Genomic DNA, 23,801 nt, shown 5'->3' with positions numbered 1-23,801 from the left:
CCCTGACTTCTAAAACCGCATCTACATTTGATGCGGTTTCTTTTTTATATGAAAACAATCCTAGTAACCGGAGGTTCCAGAGGCATTGGTTTGGCTACCATCAAAAGACTTTTGACACAGGGACACAAGGTCATTAATATCTCCAGAAATTCACCGGCATTGGAGCAGGACCTTACTGAAGAGCAGCGATTCATTCAAATCAACTGTGACTTAGGTCAATTGGACAAAAATGTTTTAGAGTCACATCTTGCTAACAACCATCCAATCGATGTAATTTTTAACAATGCCGGCACATTGATCAATAAACCTTTTCTTAACCTCACGGATGAGGAGCTGGAACAGGTATATCGGATCAATGTATTTTCAATATTTAAACTGATACAGATTTGTTTTATGTATTTAGCACAAGATGCCCATATTGTAAACGTAAGCAGTATCGGGGGTATCAGCGGCACGCAGAAATTTCCGGGATTATCGGTCTATTCGTCCAGTAAAGGTGCCGTGACCGTGCTTACCGAATGTCTTCAGGCAGAATTTCAGCATACATCTTTGGCATTCAATGGACTTGCTTTTGGGGCAGTACAAACTGAAATGCTCGAAAGCGCATTTCCAGGGTACAGAGCTCCTGTTGATGCCAACGAAATAAGCGAGTTTATAGCCTGGTTTCTGTTGAATGGACAAAAATTTTTTAAAGGAAAAATACTGCCAGTCAGTATATCTAACCCTTAAGTTCTGACTCGGATAGCAGAGCTTTACTACCCCGGAAAGCATACATTCCTATTAAACTTATGAAACCGGCCACAAGCGTCATAACAAACTGACCACTGTGAACCAAAGTTGCAAACGCCATCCCCGTATCAGGAGAAACACCTAATATCCCCATACCTGTTACGACCGCATAATGGTAAGAACCTATTCCAGCCGGAGATGGCACCAACATTCCCAGCCCGGCAACTATCATTATAAAAAGTGAATCAACAGGTGACAGATGTACTGTGCCTGGCAATGCATAAATCACGATGTGTACCATTAAGTAATAACATATCCAGATAAACAGTGTATGAAGAATAAAAGGAATTCTTTTGGGAGTGCTGACCACTGAAAGAATCCCCTCCTTAAAACCCGACCATAGGCCCCTGATTTTATTAACAAATGGAAGATTAATCCAATGTTTTTTCAGTATCATCAAAACAAAAACAAAAGCAACAAAGCTCAATAAATAATACCACCCATTTGAGAAATGACCTGCGGTACTCTCCGGAGGATTGCTTTTAAGGGTTTTTGCATAAAACGCTCTCAATTTGTTGACATTGAACAATAAAGAAAGCATTAGGCTAAGGCCGAGCATCATCATATCTATAACCCGTTCTGCAACTACAGTCCCCACCAATCGATTGACTGGTATTTTAGAGGCTTGATGGAGTACCGTACACCGGATGATTTCTCCGGCTCTTGGCATGGCTGCATTGGCCAGGTAACCGATCGATATCGAATGAATAGCCTTCCAAACGGGAACTTTATAACCCATTGGTTCAAGGAGATAGTTCCACCGAATCCCTCTGGACATAAAAGCTAAATACCCAAGAATCATACTTATCAAAACATAGGAAAACCTGGCATTTGCAATGTCATTCCAGAGCTGAGTGAGATCTATGTTTCTAAGAGCAAGAAAAAGCAAGAAAATACCAATCGAAAGAAAAGCAATAAACCTCAGAAGATTCTTTCCCAATGATTTTAATCTGTTCACTTTTAAGATTTCAACGCAGTTTGTTGGTAGTCTCGTCCGGGAATATGATTACAGGCTTAAATTTTTTTGCTTCTTCAAAGTCCATAATCCCGTATGAGATAATGATGATAATGTCGTCTTTTTGTACTTTTCTGGCGGCTGGCCCATTAAGAGTGACTTCGCCACTACCCGGCTGACCTTTAATCACATAAGTTTCAAGACGCTCCCCATTGTTTATGTTAACTATAGAGACTTTTTCCCCTTCTATAATATTGGCGGCACTCATCAGCTCTTCATCGATAGTAATGCTACCGATGTAATTCAGGTCAGCTCCGGTTACACGTACTCTATGAATCTTTGATTTAACTACCTGTATTAACATGGGGCAAATTTCTAAAATATTTTCATATTGTCAATTAATCGGATATTATCAATGTAAACAGCTGTAAATGCCCTCAGTTCATCTGGTGGCGTATCTGGAGTAGCTGGCGATAGGTCCCTTTGGTCTGCTATCAAAAAATATTCAATTGTCAATTGGTGAGTTCTCGATTTAAGATGCTTTTCAAAGATGGAATAAACAGCACTCTGACTCCACTGCCTACCACTGGCAAGCATGTGATCTCTGACTTTACTAAGTGCTACGAATATTTCTGCTGCTTCTTGAGCGGCCTCCTTGGTCAGCCGTTTGTTTCTGGAGCTAAGGGCCAATCCATTAGACTGGCGTACTGTAGGAATAGGGACAATCGTAATCTGAGGAAAAAATTTACGGGCCAGTGCCTTTACAACCAATAGCTGCTGATAGTCCTTTTCACCAAAAAAAGCAAAATCTGGCTGTATCAGTTCAAACAATCGGTAGACTACCGAAACAACCCCCTCAAAATGACCGGGTCTGAATTGAGCTTCCATTACCCGATTAAGGTTACCCAGCTCAAGCTCAATATAAGAGTTGAATCCAACAGGGTAAATCTCATCTTCATTTGGCAAAAAAACCAGTTCACATCCGGCTTCAGAAAGAAGTTTCAAATCAGAATCTATCGTCCTTGGATAATTTTTTAAGTCTTCTGAATTATTAAACTGTTTCGGATTTACAAATATGCTCACCACTGTAAATAATGAGCGTACCTTAGAATCTCTAACTAGCGATAAGTGTCCATTGTGTAATGCACCCATAGTAGGCACAAAACCGATAGAGTGACCCGATCTGCGCGCTTCATTCAGTGCCACGGACAGCTCAGCTACCGTAGTAGTTACAATCATTGACAAGTGTAAAAAACCGGGGCAAAATACAATGATTTTTTACTATTCACTTTATATTGTGTAACTTTGCACAATTGATTTTTGAAATTTTCTCTTTGTAATAATAAACTCAATATTTCATATGAGTAAACAACGAATCTTGTACATTTCACAAGAAATCTTCCCTTTTCTGCCCGAAAACCCCCTCTCCAAACTATCGCTAGAACTCCCTAAAAAAATGGTTGAAGCTGGAAACGAAGTAAGGGTTTTTATGCCTAGATTCGGAGTAGTAAATGAGAGAAAACATCAGCTTCATGAGGTAATACGCCTCAGCGGTATCAACATTGTGGTCAACGACATGGATATGCCCCTCATCATCAAAGTGGCAAGTGTACCCCAAGCGCGTATGCAAGTTTATTTCATTGACAATGACGAATTTTTCAAAAGAAAAAACACAATATTTAACGATGAAGGGCTGCCATTTGAGGACAACGATGAACGTTTTGTGTTCTTTTGCAAAGGAGTTTTAGAATCGGTAAAAAAGCTCTCATGGGCACCTGATATCATTCACCTGACCGGCTGGTTGCCTTCCTTCGTTCCCCTTTATATTAAAAATTATTATGCCAACGAACCGGTATTTTCAGAAAGTAAAATCATTTATACCCGTTACACATATCCTTATCAGCAGGTAATGCCTTCCAATCACCAGCTTCAGGAAATCCTCGCTTTTGATGGTCTGAACTCAGAGCTGATGACAGGTCAGGTCGATGTCGAAAAACTTTATGCTTTAGCATCGCAATACAGCGATATTTACACGTACTTAAATCCACCTCCGGTATTTGGAGAGTTAAAGGAGGGTATTTCCCCTGAAGCTCAGGTACAAAATCTCTATGAAATACCTGACCCGGTAGCATACTTCAAGGATCTTTATACTCAAATAGGCAAGCTGGAAAGCGTGGAGAACTAATGAGAAAAAAAAACTTAACTTTAGTATTGAGGACACTACTTCTCTTGTGTCCTTTTTTGTTTTTAAGCTGTGAAAAAGATCTCGGCTCATTGGGTTTGGACCAGCTCAATGACCAGAAAGCCGATTTTCTGTTTACGGACTCTGTTCAATTTATTACCTACACAGCTTTTGACGATTCGATACCTACATCGCTAACCGGTCGGTTATTGCTCGGCCGCCTTCAAAGCCCGGAGTTCGGAATATCCAAAAGCGCTTTCGCTACCAACTTCTTACTTGAGCAGGTCAACCCCTCATTCCCCTCCAATGCGGTGGTAGATTCAGTAGAGCTCACGCTTAGGTATGTGGGATATTACGGCGATACCACAACGCCTATGCACATAAAAATCTTTGCTCTCGAAGATCGTCTGTATCTTGACTCTACATACTTTTCCAATCACGTATTTACAAAAGGTCCTCTTCTTGGAGAGGCTACCATTCTACCCAGACCAACTACAAGGGTACCAAGAGGCGCTGACACGGTAAGCCCCTTGCTTGTAGTAAAACTAGACAAAGACTATTTTAAGTCAACCATTGTGGAACACTCACGTACCAATACTTCTGACTTTGTAAATCAGGAGGCATTTATGAATTATTTCAAAGGCATTTATGCAGAAGCTCTCAGTGGAAATGCTGTTTTGTACTTCAATCCTTTTTTGGCTACTACTGCCATCCGAATATACTACCGCGATAGCGATACTGCAACCGTGTTCAGAACATTCAGGTTACAGGGTGATAATTCCCCTGTACCCATCAATGCAGCTATCAATGTATTTGAAAACGACTACACAGGCAGCTGGATCAAAGAGGTTCAGGATACCATCGCCGGGGAACCCACCACCTTTGTATCGGCTATGAACGGCCCCTACACAATAATAAAAATTACCAACTTTGGTCCACTGAAAGAGCCAGGTGTAGTGATCAATAAGGTTGAACTTGTTTTGAATGTACTGCCTGGGATTGAGTCAAAGCAAATCTCACCGGCACGGGTCTCTGCGTTGCTTGTCTCAGAAGACGGTACACAATCTGCAATACTCGACGACCAAGTGGCTTCAGCAGATTTTTCCGGACTTTTAACAAGAGGAAGATTTAGAAGAGCAACCTATACCCTTACTTTGACCAGACAATTATCTAAGGCTATCCTTCAAAACAAAACAGAACTAAAGTTGGCCATTAAAGCTCAAAATAGTATTTCCACAGCAAACAGAACAGCCTTAATTGGCAATAATAGTGGGGAATTTAAGCCTGTTATCAATGTTTATTATACAAAATTTTAAACCAATATGTGTGGAATAGTAGGTTATCTAGGGTATAGAGATGCATATCCCATCCTTATCAAAGGACTAAAGAGACTTGAATACAGAGGATACGACTCGGCTGGTGTAGCGATACATAATGGCCACAACATTCATTATTATAAAAAGAAGGGGAAAGTCTCTGACTTAGAGCAAATTTCATCCAACAATCCACATGATGGGAGAATGGGAATAGCTCACACTCGATGGGCTACCCACGGTGAGCCTAGCGATATAAACTCTCACCCGCATACCTCTATGTCAGGTAACTTGTTCCTCATTCACAACGGAATCATCGAAAACTTCCATTCAATAAAAGAAGCCCTCTCAGCAAGAGGTTTTAAATTTAAAAGCGATACAGATACCGAAGTACTGGTCAACCTTATCGAAGATATTCAAAAAGGGGAAAATACTACGCTGGAAAATGCAGTACGTCAAGCACTAAACCAGGTGATCGGTGCATATGCAATATGCGTTTTCGACAAACGCGAACCCAATGAAATTATTGTAGCAAAAATGGGCAGTCCCCTTGTCATAGGGCTTGCTGAAGATGAATACTTTATCGCCAGCGATGCCACACCATTCTTGGAATATACTAAAAAAGTCATTTACCTGCAGGATGGAGAAATGGGCGTCATCAGAAAAGGTAAGCCATTGGTAATACGTGAAATAAAAACCAACCTGACAATAGATCCATATGTCCAACAACTTCAAATGGATATTGAACAAATCGAAAAAGGTGGTTTTGAGCATTTTATGCTTAAGGAAATCTATGAGCAGCCCCGATCTGTAAGAGATACCCTACGAGGTCGCCTACTCCCTGAACAAGGCTTGATCAATATGAGAGGAATTGATGAATACAAGGAAAAATTCCTCAATGCACAGAGAATCATCATAGTAGGCTGCGGTACATCCTGGCATGCCGGTCTTGTAGGAGAATATTTGATAGAGGATATAGTAAGGATGCCCGTTGAAGTAGAGTATGCCTCAGAATTTCGCTACAGAAATCCCATCATTACCGAAAAAGACGTCGTTATTGCCATAAGTCAGAGCGGAGAAACTGCTGACACACTCGCAGCGGTTAAACTGGCAAAATCTATGGGAGCCACCATATTTGGTATTTGCAATGTGGTGGGCTCATCCATAGCAAGAGAAACTCACGCCGGTGCATATACCCATGCCGGACCTGAAATTGGAGTTGCATCGACCAAAGCATTCACAGCCCAAATCACCGTACTGGCACTTATAGCACTAAAATTAGGCTATATGAAAGGCTCCATCAGCGAGTCTAAATACATGCGCTTGCTAATAGAATTGAATTCCATCCCGGAAAAAATAGAAGAAACTCTAAAATGCGATCCTCTCACCAGATACCTAGCTGAGATTTACAAAGATTCGTCCAACGCATTATATCTAGGAAGAGGTTATAACTTTCCGGTAGCATTAGAAGGTGCCCTAAAGCTGAAAGAAATATCATATATTCATGCTGAAGGGTATCCTGCCGCGGAAATGAAACACGGTCCTATTGCGCTGATTGATGAAAATATGCCTGTGATAGTCATTGCACCAAAAAATGACCAATACGATAAAATTTATTCAAATGTTCAGGAAGTAAAAGCCAGAAAAGGACGAGTACTCGCCGTAGTCAATCACGACGATGAGGACATCTCTTCAATTGCAGACCATATAATTGAAGTCCCTGAAACAGAAAATATTTATTCTCCCATCATCAATACAATTCCCCTACAGTTACTCTCATATCACATTGCACTGATGAGAGGTTGCAATGTAGATCAACCGAGAAATCTCGCAAAATCTGTAACGGTAGAATAACTCGAAGCAGAGAAGAAAATCATAAAACAGCCCCGGCAACTATACAGTAATTGCCGGGGTTTTTTCTTTTTACACAAAATAATGACAAGAAATAAAGGCAAAAACGAACTTAAAAAACTATGCCCCTAAGCCCCACTGAAAGTCTTATAAATAAAAGAGGCAGATCAGTCTAAATCCAACTTACTTACATTGCACTTAAAAATCAAATGTAAGTGACTTAAAGCAGATATTTAATATTCACCTATATTTTTTAATCGTAATTTTGCCCACCTAATTAGAAACAGTATATGAAAAATAAATATATTGACCTAATTCAACAGACATTCGACTGGCCTCAGGATGAATTTAAGCTCGACGAAGATACATTGCTCTGGCACGACATTAATTTGATGGATATAATTAAGCAATATGGAACACCATTAAAAATTAGCTATTTGCCGAAAATATCACAACAGATACAAAAAGCAAAGATGCTCTTTAATGTTGCAATGGCGAAAGTCGACTATAAGGGTAAGTACAACTTCTGTTATTGTACAAAAAGCAGTCATTTCTCATTTGTACTGGACGAAGTACTGAAAAACGATGTGCACCTCGAAACTTCTTCGGCATTTGATATCAACATCATTGATGCACTCTATGAAGAAGGTAAAGTAACTAAAGACATTTATATAGTATGCAATGGATTTAAAAAAGATACGTATATTGAAAATATTGCGCGTCTGATCAATACAGGATTCGAAAACACTATTCCTGTATTTGATAACATGAAAGAAGTTGATCAATTAGGAGAGCTGGTGGAAGTCCCATGTAAAATCGGAATCCGTATAGCAGCTGAAGAAGAGCCAAAATTTGAATTCTACACAAGTCGGCTGGGAATTGGATATAAGGACATTGTACCTTTTTATCTCGAAAAGATAAAGGACAATCCAAAGTTTGAGCTTAAAATGCTTCATTTCTTTATCAACACAGGAATCAATGACAATGCCTATTACTGGAGCGAACTATTGAAGTGTGTGAACGTGTATATAGAATTGAAAAAGCACTGCGATACACTTGACTCCCTTAATATCGGAGGCGGTTTTCCAATTAAAAACTCTCTTAATTTTTCTTACGACTATGCCTACATGGCTGAAGAAATCATAGCTCAAATAAAACAGGCATGTAACTCAGCCGGAGTAAGAGAGCCTCATATCTTCACAGAATTTGGATCGTTCACTGTAGGTGAAAGCGGGGCAGTTTTGTTTTCAATAATGGGTCAAAAGAAGCAAAACGATCGCGAGGCTTGGAACATGATCGATGGTTCTTTTATGACTACTCTTCCCGACGCTTGGGCTATTAATAAAAGATTTGTATTGCTAGCCATCAACAATTGGTTCGAGGAATATGAACGTGTGCTCCTGGGCGGACTTACTTGCGATAGCGACGATTACTACAATTCGGAGCAGCATGCCAATGCCATCTATTTGCCAAAGTATAAAGAAGACCGGCCACAATACATTGGATTTTTTCACACGGGAGCCTATCAAGATAGTATTGCGGGCTATGGAGGCATTCAGCATTGCCTGTTGCCTGCACCCAAGCACGTTGTAATAGACCTGGATGAAGACGGAGAGATTCGCACCAGATTATTTGCCAAAGAACAAAGCTATAAAAGCATGTTGAAAATACTTGGTTACCTGTAACTCAATATCCATCTGAAAACCAGAATTGGCAATACTCTGATTCAAATCCTGAGTAGGACCAACTTGTCTTCTTAAATCCTTTTATTTTATAGTGCTCTTTTCCAAATTTATCGGACCATTGAGAGGATAAAAGTTAGCAAAACCAGATATTTGCGGTCACACATCTCGGTTTTTTTATGACTGTTACTAAAAAAGATCTCCTCCATGCATTCAAAATCATGGTCACAGCCCGTGCCATGAGCGATTTATTTGAAGAAAAAAGAGAAATCACCAGCAAATATGTACATGCAACCAGCAGAGGTCATGAGGCGGCTCAGATAGCACTTGGGATGCATGTACTTCCAAAAGATTACCTGAGCTTATATTATCGTGACGACAGTGTATTGCTCACGATCGGTATGTCTCCCTTTGAACTGATGCTTCAGTTGCTTGCCAAAAAAGATGACCCCTTTTCCGGTGGACGGACCTACTACAGCCATCCGAGCTTAAATGACCCTGACAAACCTAAAATTCCCCACCAAAGCTCAGCGACAGGAATGCAAGCCATTCCCATCACTGGTGCGGCAATGGGATTGAGATTTAAAGAAGTTACCGGATTACTAAACGAAGAAGAACTAGGTGCAATTGCTGTATGCAGCATCGGAGATGCCGCCATGACCGAGGGTGAAGTAAGCGAGGCCCTGCAAATGGCCGTATTGAAAAAGCTGCCGATCCTTTATTTTGTACAAGACAATGGCTGGGACATATCAGCAAATGCCATTGAAATAAGAGCACAAAATGCTTACGAATATGCAGCTGGATTCAAAGGACTGGAACGCATGACGGTGGATGGAAGCCGATTTGACGTGGTGTACAGTGCCACTAAAAAAGCAATAGAAATCGTACGAAGTGAGCGCCGACCCGTCCTATTGCACGTAGATGTTCCACTGCTCGGGCATCATACTTCGGGGGTTAGGAAGGAGTTTTATCGCGATGACCTTGAGCAACATCAGCTTCGCGATCCGCTTCCATATCTTAAAAAGCTCTTAAGGGAAGCAGGAGTTTCAGATCAGCAGCTCGAAGAAATTCAGGGAATCGCCAGAAAAATTGTGGACGATTCATTTGATAAAGCTCTAAAGGCGGAAGAACCCGATCCACTTGACCTATCAAAACACTATTTTGCACCGACACCTATCACTGAAGAAAGGGGAGAAAGAGCTCCTGTGGGAAGAGATAAAGTTGTAATGGTAGACAGTGCCCTGTTTGCCATCAGAGAGTTAATGGCCAAGCACCCCGAGGCTCTCTTGTATGGACAGGATGTCGGTCGCAGACTTGGCGGAGTGTTTAGAGAAGCTGCAACACTAGCCGAGCATTTCGGAGATGAGCGAGTATTCAACACACCCATTCAGGAAGCATTTATCATTGGAAGCACAGTAGGAATGTCAGCAGTGGGTTTAAAACCCATCGTCGAGGTACAATTTGCTGATTACATATGGCCGGGATTGAACCAATTATTTACAGAACTGTCCAGATCATATTTTTTAAGCAATGGAAAATGGCCAGTAAGTGCTGTTATCAGAGTACCCATTGGTGCCTATGGCAGTGGAGGTCCTTACCACAGTTCTTCTGTAGAAAGTGTACTGACCAATATCAGAGGTATTAAAGTGGTATATCCATCAACGGGAGCAGATTTAAAAGGGCTTTTGAAAGCTGCATTTTACGATCCAAACCCCGTGGTGGTCCTGGAACACAAAGGGCTCTATTGGAGTAAAGTGAAAGGTACTGAGGAAGCAAAAACCATTGAACCAGACGCTAATTACATCATTCCAATCGGCAAAGCCAGGATTGTACGAAGTGCTGAGTCTGTCCGGGGTGAATCTACCTGCCTGATTGTCACTTATGGAATGGGCGTTTATTGGGCACTTGAAGCTTCCAAAGGAATGGAAAGCAGAGTGGAAATTCTCGATCTGCGCAGTCTTGTACCATTGGATTTTGAAACTGTTGCTTCGAGAGTACAAGTTCATAACAAATGTTTGGTAGTCACTGAAGAACCTGTAAATAACTCCTTCGCTCAGGCTTTGGCAGGTAGAATTTCTGAAGAATGTTTTCAATACCTCGACGCCCCTGTTCGAGTTGTTGGAAGCGTAGATACACCTGCTATCCCTTTAAATTCCAAACTCGAGGCATTTGTATTGCCAAATGGGGAGAAAGTAAAAAATGTACTGGAAAAACTGCTTGGATTTTAATTGATCGGAGTGAGCTTTCCGGATGTATTGGACACTAAAATTTTCTTTTCTCTGTCTATAGTATCGCGGTCAAAACCTTTCCTGACCTGTTTGCCCCAGGTCACTTTTCCTTCTATAAAATAATCCCAGTTCCCTTTTAAAGAAGCCCAAACCACCAGGAAGTGATAACTAACAGGCTCTATGAGACCGGCTAAGATAAGCTTTCTGATACCTTTGGCATCCTTGTATTGGAAATAAGTACTTTCCTCTGCATAGATTGTTGTAATGGTAAAAACAATGGCAAAAGAAACAACCGTAAGAAGGAACAGTGCGATATATAATCCAGGCAATAAACCCAATATGAGTAAAATAAACAATGTCAAAAGGCCAAAAAATTCTAGCAGAGGTGCAAACCATTCGTAGAATACCCAATAAGGATATGCAATAAGTCCGAGAAATTTATACCTGGGGTTAAAAAACAGATTTTTATGAGCTAGTATGGTTTCGATACTTCCCCGCGTCCAACGATTTCTTTGCCTAAGTAACTGGCCTAGTTTTTCAGGTACTTCGGTCCAGACAAGTGGTTCCGGCACGAAGTGAACTTTGTATTTTATTCCGTTTTCCCGGCAATACTTCCTCATTCTAACAGAAATCTCAAGGTCCTCACCTACAGTTTTAGTGGAATATCCGCCAGCTGCAATCATTATTTTTTTGTTGAAAATACCCAAGGCGCCAGAAATCAGGAGCATTCCATCAAGGTATTGCCATGCTACTCTTCCGAGTAAAAAAGCTCTCAAATACTCCAAAGTCTGAAACCTGGCCAATAGATTTTTTGGAACATTGACTTTCTTTATAACCCCTTTATCAATTATGCAGTCATTAGCTACGCGTACCACACCACCAGATGCTATGGCCAGACGTTCTGGTTCATCAAGTATAGGTTGGATCATTTTGAGCAGACAGTCTCTCTCCAAAATACAATCCACATCGATATTCATGATGTAATCGCCATTGGCACAGTTTATACCTGCATTCAGCGCATCGGCTTTGCCGCCATTTTCTTTGTCGATAACCAATAGATTTTTTAAGGCCGGATTTTTCGATCTGTAAATGGCCTTGATCGGCTGTGTTTTTAGATTATTGGGCGATATATAGCGAACAGGCTCCAATTCATAGGCTTCAATGGCATTTTCAAGGGTGGTATCTGTAGAACCATCATTTACAATGATCACTTCATAATTTCCATAGTCAAGTGAAAGTAGTGAGCGGATATTTTGAATTATCGTTTTCGATTCATTGTAAGCAGGGGCTACTATACTGATAGACGGTGCTTCAGGCGATTGAAGTATGCTCAAATAGTTAATGCTTTTGGACGCCTTCAAATGTTTAAATGCATACCATAAAGAAAGTAAGGCAATGATGAGATAAGAAAGCATTACCGAAAGCGTGAACAGATAAATAAGGATGTTAAGAACTCCCAGAAAAATATCCAAACCACTAAGTGTTGTATCAAATTCTTTCATCCAGGGAATGTTCAATTATTTCGCGTTGATAATCAGGAAATGAATCTTTTATTTGATACAGCAGATTTTTCTGTCCGATTCTCAACATTGATTTTGAAGCTTCTTTTACAATAAAATAATCATCTGACATCATACAGTCAATCAAGAATAAATGGTCGGATTCATCCCCGAGCTCGCCGATGGCTTTAAGTACTTCTACTTTTAGCTCGATGGAATAATTTGGATAGTGTAATTTTATTTTTTCTAGTTCATTTTTTAGTCCAAGATGTGTGAATACTTTTATCGTTTTTTTTACTATTTCCGTATTTTGGTGGTCGAGCAACTTAATCAACTCTTCTTTATCCTGATACTGTTGAAAATGCTGCGTAACTTTAAGACCAAACATCACAACACTGTCATTCGATGAGCTGAGCCAAATTTTAGTCCGTGGATATTGATTATAAGGCAATTTCAACAGTTGATTCAACAATTGAATTTGTTGCCACTCAGAAATTTTCGATTTTAAGGTATTCAAAAACTCAAGGCCTCTCATACCACCGAGTTTTAGTACCACTACCTGAGCTCTATTACGTACAATTTCTACTTCATAATCTGTATATTTAAGCACTTCAAAAAGCAATTCTTTTAGTCGGATATCTCCAATTTCTTCAATAATTGCGGCTTTTACATCCCAACTTTTATCATTTAATTCTTGTAGAAGTAATTCTTTAAGATTTGTTTCCCGATAGATCTGAGTGACCGCTTCTAAACTTTCTCCATCCAGTTGTAAAGCCATGGTCCGAAGTATTTCTCTGGCAGCATCTCTGGCTACAGTATTTTTTTTGTTTTCGAATAGTTTTTTCAGAGTTTTAATCTGCTCTGTTCGCTTGTTTAAATCTGCTTGAAAAACTATTGATAATATCGTGTTTTCCAGTGTTGTTTTGATTCTCCTAAAGCGCCTTTCGGCCAAATCTCTTTGAGTCCTTGTCCTGATGATCAAAATTAACAGTATAAAAGCAACAAAGAGCAAAATACCAAGACCCAACAAAAGTATTTTGTATTTCTGCTGCTGATAGTTGTAAAGAGTTATGAAAAAATCAATCAACCCGCCCATTACAATAAAAATGAAATGTTAATCGAAAAACCGAAAACATTAAAAGGTCTCAGAGGGCTGGGATTTATCCATTCGTAATATCCTCCTAGCCTGAATAAAATAGCCTTTTCAAGCCAAAACTGATATGCTGCTGAAAATCTGAAAGCTCTAGTAAAGATTGTACCTGCTAGTCCAAAGTCCAGATATTCGCTTTCCGGAGAAACACCATATCCCACTTTAAGGTCAATGAAATGTAAAGGATTGTTTATAAAATATTTATAGGATGCCACCCCGGATATATTTGCCCCTATATTTCCAAAGGGAGTGTAGATCAGTCTTGCACTGGCGTAATTGTTTCCCCAATATCTGCCGGCCGAACCTGTGAACGAATGAATTTTAAGTGATCCAAAATCCACATATCTCCAACCAAGCGAAAGTTCGATATTTTGATTGTTGATAAAAAAAGGTTCTGCTGCCAATCGCCAAAAGGGAAACAATACTCCATCAGAAAACCCTATCAAACCGTAGAAATAATTGTTTTTACCAAACTTAGGATACATTTCTAGCTCTCCCATCCATGAACGAATATTGAATCTTGAAGCCAGATGAAAACGAGGAATAACAATACCAAAATCTGATTTAAACTGATATTCTATAAAAAACTGGTGTCTAGGCCAAGAAGGGTCGGCTCCTATCCAGTAATACAAATAACCAATCCCTGGCAATCTGTAACCCTCGGAGATTCTATAGTCAAATATAATGTTCTGTAGGGTAGTGTCAGCATCTTGGTATTTTAATGCGGAATCGGCCATTTCACGGGCTGCCAGATAAGCCTTTTTGTCGTGATAATAAAAAGCAGTTTTGCCTAATATTTTGCCTGTACTATCTGGAAATTGTTGAATTGCCAAAGAATTGAAGTGATGAAAACAAGTACTGTCTATGCTGAAACAGGTATTGATCCCGATTTGATATAAATGGTATTCTTCTGGATATTTAAGTAGCAAGGTATCCAGCATTGAAAGGGTTGAATCTGTTTTTCCATCCCAGTATAAATAGTTGAGAAAAGCAAACTGCAAATCCTTGTAATCAGGATATTTTTTAACTTCCTCTCTTATTAAATTTCTAGCTTGCTGATAACTTCTGCTTCTCGCCAATATAGCAGCCTCTTTCATCAGAGAGTCCGGGTCTATGGGTCTGACCTGAGCTATTGAATATGTTAGGCTTACTACAAACATTACGAAAAGCAATCGAAGTTTCATTATTTTTTTTCGAGCAATTTTTTGATTCTCATAATTAACTCATTGGGGCTGAATGGTTTAGTCAGGTAATCATCAGCACCAAGATCAAAAGCTTTTACTACAGCATTCTCTGAATTAAGTGCTGTCAACATTAAAATTGGTGCATCTGAACCTTTTTCTTTTAGAATTTTTAGCAATTCAAACCCACTGATGTAGGGCATCATAATGTCAGAAATAATAATGTCAAATTTTTCATTTTCAATTATTGAAAGGGCACTTTCTCCGTCATTGGCAACTTTTACTGTGTAACCTTCTTTTTCTAATTTAAAGGAAAGTGCCTGCCTAATTAAATGATCATCATCTACTACCAGTATTTTTGCTTTTGACATGTTATTTTTTAAAATGCAAGGTACAATGCATCAAAATTATCCCCAAAAGAAAAATCCACAAGTAAACTTTCATGTAATCAATTAGTTAAAGGAAGAAATACTTTGGTCAAAAGCAGACATATTTCTCAAAAAGGGAAGTCAAATGTAAAATTTGGAAAAAATCATGAAGATAGTAGTTTTCACGGGAGCAGGAATAAGTGCAGAAGCAGGACTTAAGACTTTCAGGGGTTCGGAAGGCTTGTGGGAAACGTACAAAATAGAAGACGTGGCAACTCCTGAAGCCTGGGAGAGAAACCCTCAGTTGGTAATTGACTTTTACAATCAGAGGCGAAAACAAGTTATTACCACCCAACCGACAGAAGCCCATTACCTATTGGCTGACCTTGAAAAAAAATATCCCAATATGTGGATTATTACACAAAACATTGATGATTTGCATGAAAGAGCTGGAAGCAAAAATGTCATTCACCTGCATGGAGAAATCAGAAAAGTCAGAAGCTCTGTAGACCCAAATTTGATATACAACCAAGAAGGATGGGAATTAAAAATCGGAGATACTTGCGAACTTGGTAGTCAGCTTAGGCCACATGTTGTGTGGTTTGGCGAAGAGGTACCACTGATGGAATTGGCTTATGAAATCGCCCTGCAAGCTGATGTTTTCGTCGTTATCGGCACATCTCTGCAGGTATATCCTGCAGCCAGCCTTGCTTACATGATTTCAGAAAATACTGATAAATGGTTGATTGATCCCAATCCATCTATTACAGACACCTCCTATACCATCATTAAAGCAAATGCATCAGAAGGATTAAGAATGTGGAAGAAAATAATGAAACTTTAAAATCACATAAATCCAATAGATAAATTTTGAATTTTGTCTTTGATAAAAAATATGTATTTATTTTTGCAACTGTTAAAAAGGGGGGAATTGTCCCCCTATTTTATTATCAAATGGTTGAGATTGAATCCATTAAAAAGGCTGTTGACCAGGCCGTAAAAGAAATAAATGGTTTTGTAGTGTCGATATCCCTTGTCGGTGAGGACAAGGTAGAGGTGCTTATAGATACCGACCAAGGAATTATGCTGAATGAAATCGTAAAAGTATCAAAATTTTTAAAGTATCACTTTCCAAATTTTTCTGATACTTTTAGTATAGAAATTTCCTCTCCCGGCATAGGGAAACCTCTGAAAGTTCACAGGCAATATGTGAAAAATATCGGCAGACTGTTAAAAATTATCCTTAGTGACGGCAACAAGGTCATCGGCAGGCTGACACATGTAACCGACTCCTATGTTGAGCTTGAACTCAATGAAGTCAGAGCAAGAAGAGGAATTAAGTCAGCCAACTCAACGAAAAAGCAAATCCCCTTTGCAAATATCAAAGAAGCCATAATACAAGTAGAGTTTTAAACCATCAAAACAATGGAAAATATTGGAATAATTGAATCGTTTGCGGAATTCAAGGATGAAAAGAACATTGACAGAGCTACCTTGATGGCCATTATTGAAGAGGCATTCCGGGCTCAGCTTAAGAAAAAATTTGGCACAGACGAAAATTTCCAGATAATAGTAAACCCTGATAAGGGGGATCTTGAAATCTGGAAGACCAGGACAATAGTAGCTGACGATGATGTAGAAGATCCAAATCTGCAAGTCGGACTATCTGAGGCACTAAAAGTGGAGCCTGACTTTGAAATTGGCGAGGAACTCACAGAAGAGGTTAAACTACAAGATCTTGGAAGAAGATTTGTATTGGCCTTTAAACAAACCTTAGCGTCCAAAATTATGGAGCATGACAGCGGTCAGCTTTATAAAAAATACAAAGACCTGGAAGGTGAAATAGTAACTGGAGAAGTTCATCATGTACGACCAAAGGCAATAATAGTGCTCGACGATGATGGAAATGAGCTCATTTTGCCAAAAGACCAGCAAATTCCAAGCGATTACTTCAGAAAAGGTGACACCGTCAGAGCTGTTGTAAAACAAGTGGAAATTCGCGGCAACAAGCCCCAGGTAATCATCTCAAGAACAGACCCCAGATTCCTTGAAAAACTATTTGAGCAGGAAATACCAGAAGTCTTTGACGGACTTATACTCATAAAAAAAGTAGTACGCATACCCGGCGAAAAAGCAAAAGTAGCTGTAGAATCGCTGGATGACAGAATTGATCCTGTAGGAGCATGCGTAGGAATGAAAGGTAGCCGAATTCACAGCATTGTTAAAGAACTTGGCAATGAGAACATTGATGTAATTAATTACACTCAAAATCTCCAGCTGCTGATCTCAAGAGCTCTGGCTCCGGCCAAGATCAGCTACATGAACATAGATGAAGAAAACAGACGAGTAGACGTATATCTCAAACCAGACCAGGTCTCACTTGCAATTGGCAAAAACGGGCAAAACATCAAATTAGCTAGCCAACTTGTAGGTATGGAAATCGATGTCTACAGAGAGGCCACCGAAGAAGATGAAGATGTAGAGCTCGATGAATTTGCAGATGAAATTGAACCTTGGATCATTGAAGAATTTAAGAAAATCGGATGCGATACTGCCAAAAGCGTTTTGGCACTCTCCGTTGAAGAGCTAGTGAACAGAACCGACCTCGAAGAAGAAACCATCCAGGAAGTTAGAAAAATACTTTCCGCGGAATTTGAATAAATAAGATATATTTTTGCATGCGATTAAACCCACATGAGTAGTACAACACCAAAAAGATTATCGAAAGTACTTGGAGAGCTCAATATTTCATACGCAAGAGCTAAAGAATTTCTTGAATCTAAAGATATCCCTGTAGACAATCCAAATGCCAAAATTACAGAAGAAGCGTATCAATTGCTTCTAGGAAAATTTAGCCAAGATTTAAATCAAAAACAAAAGGCTGAGTCAAAAATTCAGCAAATCAAAGAAGATAAAGAGGCGATGCGCTCAGATCGAGAAGCAAGCCTCCAAAAATCTTCAAATGAAACACCCACAGACAAAGTCAAAATTGAAGCGCCGAAAATTGAAGGACCTAAAATCTTAACAAAAATTGAACTTAGCAAACCCAAAAAACAAACAAAAGAACAAACAAAAGAACAAACAAAAGCAGATTCTGAAAACAAAGAAAGCTTAACAGAAACAAATAAAACATTAGAACCTAAAAATGTTACTGACGACCCATTAAAAAATATCGAAATTGTTAGTGAAAACATTGAAGAAACAAAAGATAAGCTAATAAATAAAACACCTGATCTAAAAACCGAAAATGCAGAAGCAGAAACACCAATTGAAGCAGCTAAGATAGGCCTAAATATTAAAGGTAAAATCAATCTGGAAAACCTTTCAAAGAAACAAGTAGGTAAAAAACAGCCGATAGATTTACCTCAAAATGATACTGATGCACAAATTTTACAAGAAACTGAATCAATTTCCTCAAAACAAAAAGCTAAAACAGAAGAAAAAAAGGAAGTTGATAACAAGATTTTGAAAGAGGAAATTCCGACTAATCAGCAAGAAGATCAAAGGAATGAGAAATCACTTGAAATCAAAGTAAAAGATGAACACCCATCCACCGTTTCAACTTCCAAAATAGAAACTAAGTTCGAAAAGCTTGAAGGTGTAAAATTTACAGGAGAAGTTATTGATCTTTCAAAATTTGAAAAGAAGAAAGAAAAAGACAAAGACAAAGATCACAACAAACATAGAAAAGTTATCGCCTCAAGTCCTCAAGGTCAAATTATTGATAAAGAAGATAAAAAAGGCAAGAAAAGAAAACGTATTTCCAAAGAAAAAACCGCAGGAGACAATACAACAAATACCACAACCGGCACTACTAAAACTCAAAGCGATCAAAAAAGATTCGATAAATCTTTTGACAAGAAAAACAAGCATCAAAAACCAGTCAAAAAAGAGGTTGATCCTGTTGAATTAAGTGACGAAGAAATTTCAAAACAAATCAAAGAAACACTTGAAAAGCTAACAAGTAATAAAAAATCCAAACTTCAAAAAATTAAAAAATTAAAGCGCGACGAACGAAGAGAAGCACTTGCTCTCAGCGAACTACAGGCAGAAGAAGATAGCAAAACACTGAAAGTTACAGAATTTGTAACAGTAGGTGAAGTTGCGAATATGATGAATGTGCCCGTAACCAAAGTTATCGCCACATGCATGTCACTCGGCCTCATGGTCACCATGAACCAACGACTCGATGCAGAAACACTTACTATTGTGGCGGATGAATTTGGATATAAAGTTGAATTTGTTGATGCTGAAGTAGCTACTGATGAACTGGTGGAAGAGGAAGAAGACAAAGAAGAAGATCTGGTAAAGAGACCACCAATCGTCACTGTAATGGGGCATGTAGACCATGGAAAAACTTCACTGCTCGACTATATCCGAAATACCAATGTAATAGCCGGCGAAGCCGGTGGCATTACGCAACACATAGGAGCTTACTCTGTAGAGCTCCCTGATGGTCAGCATATTACATTCTTAGATACTCCCGGCCATGAAGCTTTTACTGCCATGAGGGCCAGAGGAGCAAAAATTACCGATGTAGCCATCATCGTCATAGCAGCAGACGACAATGTCATGCCTCAAACCAAGGAAGCCATATCGCATGCACAAGCAGCAGGTGTACCTCTAGTATTTGCAATTAACAAAATCGATAAACCAAACGCGAATCCAGATAAAATCAAAGAACAACTTGCCAACATGAACCTACTGGTAGAAGATTGGGGGGGTAAAATTCAAAGTCAAGAAATCTCTGCCAAAACAGGTGTTGGAATTCAGGAATTGCTGGAAAAAGTATTGCTTGAAGCTGAACTTCTGGATCTTAAAGCTAATCCCAACAAAAGAGCATCCGGTACGGTAATAGAAGCATCGCTCGACAAAGGCAGGGGATATGTAAGCACCATTCTTGTTCAAAATGGAACATTAAAAGTTGGTGACATCGTGCTGGCCGGACAATATGCTGGTAAGGTTCGCGCCTTACTCGACGAAAGAGGAAAACCAATTAAATCTGCAGGGCCATCCACCCCTGCAGCAATGCTCGGGCTGGATGGTGCTCCAGCTGCAGGTGACAAGTTTGTGGTGATGAAAGACGAAAAAGAAGCAAAACAACTAGCCAACAAACGCCAACAACTGCAACGCGAGCAAGCTGCAAGAGCACACAAAAAAATCACCCTCGAAGAAATCGGTCGGAGACTGGCACTCGGCGATTTCAAAGAACTCAATATCATACTCAAGTGCGATGTGGATGGTTCAGTAGAAGCTCTGTCTGACGCCCTCTCTAAGCTTTCAACAGAAAAAATCCAAGTCAGAATACTGCACAAGGGCGTAGGGCAAATTACTGAGTCAGACGTACTGCTGGCCTCCGCCTCAGATGCGATCATAGTAGGTTTCAACGTAAGACCATCAGCCAATGCAAGAAAAATAGCTGAGCGAGAGCAAGTAGAAATTCGTCACTACTCTATCATCTACGACGCTATAGATGAAATCAAATCCGCTATGGAAGGAATGCTCGCGCCAGAAACCAAAGAAGTGATCATTGCTAATGTGGAAGTTAGAGAAACATTCAAAATTTCCAAAGTTGGCACAATAGCCGGATGTATGGTGCTCGATGGTACGATAAAAAGAGGTTGCAAAGTCAGGGTTATCCGCGATGGCGTAGTGATATATACTGGTGAACTTGCTTCCCTTAAGCGCTTTAAAGACGATGTGAAAGAAGTATCTAAAGGTTATGAATGTGGATTAATGATTAAAAACTTCAATGACATAAAAGTCGCCGATATAATCGAGGCCTATGAAGAGACTTTGGTAAAGCAAAAAATTTAACCTACATTGAATGCTCTGGTTACAGGCGCAACGGGGCTTCTCGGATCGCATCTTATATTTCATCTGATTTCCAATAAATTTAATGTAACTGCATTATACAGAACTGAGCTAAAAAAAAGACATGTAAAAACAATTTTTAAATACTATACACAGCAGTCTGATGCACTTTTAAATAAAATTAACTGGGTTAAGCTGGACCTGCTTCATTACGACGACCTGGAACAAGTCATCATCGGACAGGACGTAATATTTCATCTAGCCGCAAAAGTATCCTTCTCCCCAACTGATACCAAAGAAATTGTTTGGTACAATAAACAGATTACAGACAATCTTGTCAATGCATTACTTGTTGCCAATCCTAATGCTCTTTTGATTCACTGCAGTTCTATAGCAGCATTAGGTAGATCTGAAAACCATTCCCAGCTAATCGATGAAACTACTCAGTGGGTAGATAGCCCTTCCAACACTGCCTATGCAATCAGTAAATTTCAATCTGAGCTGGCCGTGTGGAGAGGTGCGGAAGAAGGGCTTAAAGCAAGTGTTGTAAATCCAGGAATTATCATTGGTCCGGGTTTTTGGGAAGAAGGAAGCGGTAAGCTGTTCTCTTTGCTCTATCGTGGATTTAAATTTTACAGCACAGGTTATAATGGATTTGTGGATGTAAATGATGTGGCAAAAGCTATGAAAATGCTGGCAAACAGACAGTTGGTTGGTAAAAAGTATATTCTGGTAGAAAATAATTATTCCTATAAACAAATTTTTGATTGGATTTGCGAGGCAATGGCAGTTGAAAAACCAAGCATCGAAATCAAACCTTGGATGGCAGAAATTTTCTGGCGACTTGAGGCCTTGAGAGGATTGGTGATGAAAAAAGAACCATTCATCACAAAAGAATTGGCAAAAAGTGCAACCAATAAAAGTCTATACAATGGTCTAAAAATCACTGCAGAAACAGATTTTACCTATACCAGCCTTCAAAATAACATAGCTAGGTATGCAAAATTTTATCAAAGTGACAGAATTTGAACAGTACCTATCTTACATGTAGGTTTGCAAGCGGGAAAACTAGCAACATTCAATGGACAAAATTCTCGTTTTAGGCGCATCTGGCCAAGTTGGAATTGACCTCACAATCAGGCTTATAGAAATCTTTGGCAATCACCGTGTAATTGCTGCGGATTTAAAGGAACCTGAAGAAGAAGTAGGTTGCAAATTTGTCCAGCTTGACGCTACAGATAAAGACAGCTTGCTTAGCCTTGTAAAAAGAGAAAAAATTTCAGAAGTCTATCATTTAGTTGCCATGCTGTCTGCCACAGCTGAAAAATTTCCCATAAAAGGATGGCAACTTAATATGGATACCCTTTTTCAAGTGTTGGAAATGGCCAGACAAGGACTCGTGAAAAAAATTTTCTGGCCAAGCAGCATAGCAGTGTTCGGACCTACCACTCCAAAAGAACATACACCGCAACACACTATCGTAGAACCGGCTACAATTTATGGTATCAGTAAATACGCTGGAGAGCTCCTATGTCAGTGGTATTACATCAACCATAAGGTAGATGTACGCTCTGTGCGCTATCCCGGCATTGTCAGCTGGAAAGCTGAACCCGGAGGAGGTACTACAGACTACGCTGTTGAAATTTTTTATCAGGCTGTAAAAGATGGTAAATATGAATCATTTTTAAATCCAGACACAGAATTGCCAATGATGTACATTGATGACGCCATTAACGCCACAATTACATTGATGCAGGCTCCGGCACATTCAATAAACATAAGAACATCGTACAATCTTTCTGCTATTAGTTTTACGCCAGCTCAACTTGCACGAGCTATAAAAAAGCATCTGCCATCTTTTACCATTGAATATAAACCCGATTACAGACAGCAAATCGCCGACAGTTGGCCAAAGTCGATTGACGACGCTGAGGCCAGAAAAGATTGGGGCTGGTCACATCAATTTGACCTGGACAAGATGGTAAGTGAAATGCTATTTCAAATCACTAAAAAGCTCAAAAAAACAGTGTAAATCCTTACATTAGTTTACAACAATATGTAATGCTTTCCAAACTTTAAACGAAATAAAATTACGCAGGATAAAAAATTATTGCATACCCGCAGGAACATTCGGTTCAAACCTTTTAAAACGCGCTTGGGAATATTAAATAACCATTTCCCTTTTCATAATTATTTATACCAAAAAATTAATACTCAAAAGAATATTATTAAAAATTTATTGATAATTTAATTTTCATTAAATTAATGATTATTTATTTTGAATTCACGTAATTCTCACATTTTTATGTTTAATATCTACAAGTTGAACAGGAATAAATACTGTATATAATCTAATTAAGTTTACTCATTTTGTCATCAAATAATACATAAAAAGTGTGAATGTTATAAAACGATTTCATCCATATTTCTAAGAATCACTTCTTTCTCCGTATTTTTAAAAAATTTATAACTGCATTTTTTTATACATAATTTCAGAAACCAAAATCTAATTAATTAAATTATTCAAACGTTTTTGATAAAAATCAAACTTAAAAGTATAAATATTTAAAAATTTAAAAGCAAATGAGAAATTTTTTATGTTTTAAGAAAGTCTGATAAAACAGGGCAAAAGTTAGTTCATTCGTATCGAAATCAATGACACTTTAAGCAACGGTCTTAATAAAATATCTTGTCTTGAAACTTAAAGGTCCTTTAGATTTTTCACCTCCAAGATACAGAGCTTAATTGAAATTAAGTGTAAAATCTAGTGGTCTGTTAGTATAAAAAAA

19 protein-coding genes are annotated in these 23,801 nt (G+C 39.0%); 12 read left to right on the top strand and 7 right to left on the bottom strand.

Annotation, left to right across the window (positions count from 1 at the left end; all coding sequences use genetic code 11):
- The first annotated feature begins 48 nt into the window (after positions 1-48).
- Positions 49-729, top strand: a complete 681-nt coding sequence (locus tag DES35_RS06645; RefSeq protein ID WP_037357345.1) for an SDR family NAD(P)-dependent oxidoreductase — start codon at positions 49-51, stop codon at positions 727-729.
- On the opposite strand, the gene DES35_RS06640 is transcribed toward DES35_RS06645, so the two are convergent.
- The 3 genes from DES35_RS06640 to panC are packed head-to-tail and all read right to left on the bottom strand — an operon-like array spanning position 719 to position 2,983.
- Positions 719-1,747 (bottom strand): lysylphosphatidylglycerol synthase transmembrane domain-containing protein, encoded by a 1,029-nt coding sequence (locus DES35_RS06640; protein WP_170125716.1) that lies wholly within the window; start codon positions 1,745-1,747, stop codon positions 719-721. The two genes, DES35_RS06645 and DES35_RS06640, sit on opposite strands and share 11 nt — an antisense overlap.
- A 10-nt stretch (positions 1,748-1,757) precedes the next feature.
- Positions 1,758-2,108: an aspartate 1-decarboxylase gene (panD, locus tag DES35_RS06635; protein ID WP_037357343.1), complete on the bottom strand. Its 351-nt coding sequence runs from the start codon at positions 2,106-2,108 to the stop codon at positions 1,758-1,760.
- 11 nt (positions 2,109-2,119) lie between these two features.
- Entirely contained in the window at positions 2,120-2,983 is an 864-nt protein-coding gene (gene panC / locus DES35_RS06630) for a pantoate--beta-alanine ligase (protein ID WP_037357341.1), read from the bottom strand.
- Between the two features lie 121 nt (positions 2,984-3,104).
- On the opposite strand from panC, the gene DES35_RS06625 reads away from it, so the two are divergent.
- The 5 genes from DES35_RS06625 (at position 3,105) to DES35_RS06605 (ending at position 11,000) form a co-directional block, all read left to right on the top strand.
- Positions 3,105-3,929 carry a glycogen/starch synthase gene (locus DES35_RS06625; RefSeq protein ID WP_037357339.1) on the top strand — a complete coding sequence of 275 codons (825 nt, stop codon included), beginning with the start codon at positions 3,105-3,107 and terminating at the stop codon, positions 3,927-3,929.
- On the top strand, positions 3,929-5,242 hold the full coding sequence (locus tag DES35_RS06620) for a DUF4270 family protein (RefSeq protein ID WP_114366154.1): 1,314 nt from the start codon (positions 3,929-3,931) through the stop codon (positions 5,240-5,242). Before DES35_RS06625 ends, DES35_RS06620 begins: the two co-directional genes overlap by 1 nt.
- A gap of 6 nt (positions 5,243-5,248) precedes the next feature.
- Positions 5,249-7,093: a glutamine--fructose-6-phosphate transaminase (isomerizing) gene (gene glmS / locus DES35_RS06615; RefSeq protein ID WP_114366153.1), complete on the top strand. Its 1,845-nt coding sequence runs from the start codon at positions 5,249-5,251 to the stop codon at positions 7,091-7,093.
- 287 nt (positions 7,094-7,380) lie between these two features.
- On the top strand, positions 7,381-8,775 hold the full coding sequence (locus DES35_RS06610) for a type III PLP-dependent enzyme domain-containing protein (RefSeq protein ID WP_037357333.1): 1,395 nt from the start codon (positions 7,381-7,383) through the stop codon (positions 8,773-8,775).
- A gap of 176 nt (positions 8,776-8,951) precedes the next feature.
- A complete protein-coding gene (locus tag DES35_RS06605) occupies positions 8,952-11,000 on the top strand; it encodes an alpha-ketoacid dehydrogenase subunit alpha/beta (protein ID WP_037357331.1) in 2,049 nt (682 codons plus the stop codon).
- Here DES35_RS06605 and DES35_RS06600 read toward each other — a convergent pair.
- The 4 genes from DES35_RS06600 to DES35_RS06585 all read right to left on the bottom strand — a co-directional run bounded on the left by DES35_RS06600 (position 10,997) and on the right by DES35_RS06585 (position 15,201).
- The gene (locus DES35_RS06600; RefSeq protein ID WP_114366152.1) at positions 10,997-12,502 is read right to left on the bottom strand and encodes a glycosyltransferase family 2 protein; all 1,506 of its coding nucleotides are present in this window, start codon (positions 12,500-12,502) and stop codon (positions 10,997-10,999) included. The genes DES35_RS06605 and DES35_RS06600 overlap by 4 nt on opposite strands.
- A complete protein-coding gene (locus tag DES35_RS06595; RefSeq protein WP_125039410.1) occupies positions 12,489-13,277 on the bottom strand; it encodes a HEAT repeat domain-containing protein in 789 nt (262 codons plus the stop codon). Before DES35_RS06595 ends, DES35_RS06600 begins: the two co-directional genes overlap by 14 nt.
- Positions 13,278-13,594: 317 nt before the next feature.
- Complete coding sequence (locus DES35_RS06590) at positions 13,595-14,833, bottom strand: YaiO family outer membrane beta-barrel protein (RefSeq protein ID WP_037357324.1); 1,239 nt, start codon at positions 14,831-14,833, stop codon at positions 13,595-13,597.
- Positions 14,833-15,201, bottom strand: coding sequence for a response regulator transcription factor (locus DES35_RS06585; RefSeq protein WP_037357322.1), 369 nt, complete (start codon positions 15,199-15,201; stop codon positions 14,833-14,835). The genes DES35_RS06590 and DES35_RS06585 overlap by 1 nt, the downstream gene beginning before the upstream one ends.
- Positions 15,202-15,364: 163 nt before the next feature.
- On the opposite strand from DES35_RS06585, the gene DES35_RS06580 reads away from it, so the two are divergent.
- The 6 genes from DES35_RS06580 to DES35_RS06555 all read left to right on the top strand — a co-directional run bounded on the left by DES35_RS06580 (position 15,365) and on the right by DES35_RS06555 (position 23,044).
- Positions 15,365-16,042: an SIR2 family NAD-dependent protein deacylase gene (locus DES35_RS06580; protein ID WP_185714353.1), complete on the top strand. Its 678-nt coding sequence runs from the start codon at positions 15,365-15,367 to the stop codon at positions 16,040-16,042.
- Positions 16,043-16,152: 110 nt separating this feature from the next.
- Complete coding sequence (locus DES35_RS06575; RefSeq protein ID WP_125039409.1) at positions 16,153-16,611, top strand: ribosome maturation factor RimP; 459 nt, start codon at positions 16,153-16,155, stop codon at positions 16,609-16,611.
- A 12-nt stretch (positions 16,612-16,623) separates the two neighbouring features.
- Positions 16,624-17,859, top strand: coding sequence for a transcription termination factor NusA (gene nusA, locus DES35_RS06570; protein ID WP_037357320.1), 1,236 nt, complete (start codon positions 16,624-16,626; stop codon positions 17,857-17,859).
- Between the two features lie 33 nt (positions 17,860-17,892).
- Entirely contained in the window at positions 17,893-21,015 is a 3,123-nt protein-coding gene (infB, locus tag DES35_RS06565) for a translation initiation factor IF-2 (protein ID WP_037357318.1), read from the top strand.
- 6 nt (positions 21,016-21,021) lie between these two features.
- Complete coding sequence (locus tag DES35_RS06560) at positions 21,022-22,041, top strand: NAD-dependent epimerase/dehydratase family protein (protein WP_051889200.1); 1,020 nt, start codon at positions 21,022-21,024, stop codon at positions 22,039-22,041.
- Between the two features lie 52 nt (positions 22,042-22,093).
- The gene (locus DES35_RS06555) at positions 22,094-23,044 is read left to right on the top strand and encodes an NAD-dependent epimerase/dehydratase family protein (RefSeq protein WP_037357316.1); all 951 of its coding nucleotides are present in this window, start codon (positions 22,094-22,096) and stop codon (positions 23,042-23,044) included.
- Positions 23,045-23,801: the final 757 nt, after the last annotated feature.

Origin of the sequence: Schleiferia thermophila (assembly GCF_003337435.1) — a bacterium.
Taxonomy (GTDB): Bacteria; Bacteroidota; Bacteroidia; order Flavobacteriales; family Schleiferiaceae; genus Schleiferia; species Schleiferia thermophila.
The sequence above is the reverse complement of the archived record's forward strand: the minus strand, read 5'-3'. Positions and strand labels throughout refer to the sequence as shown.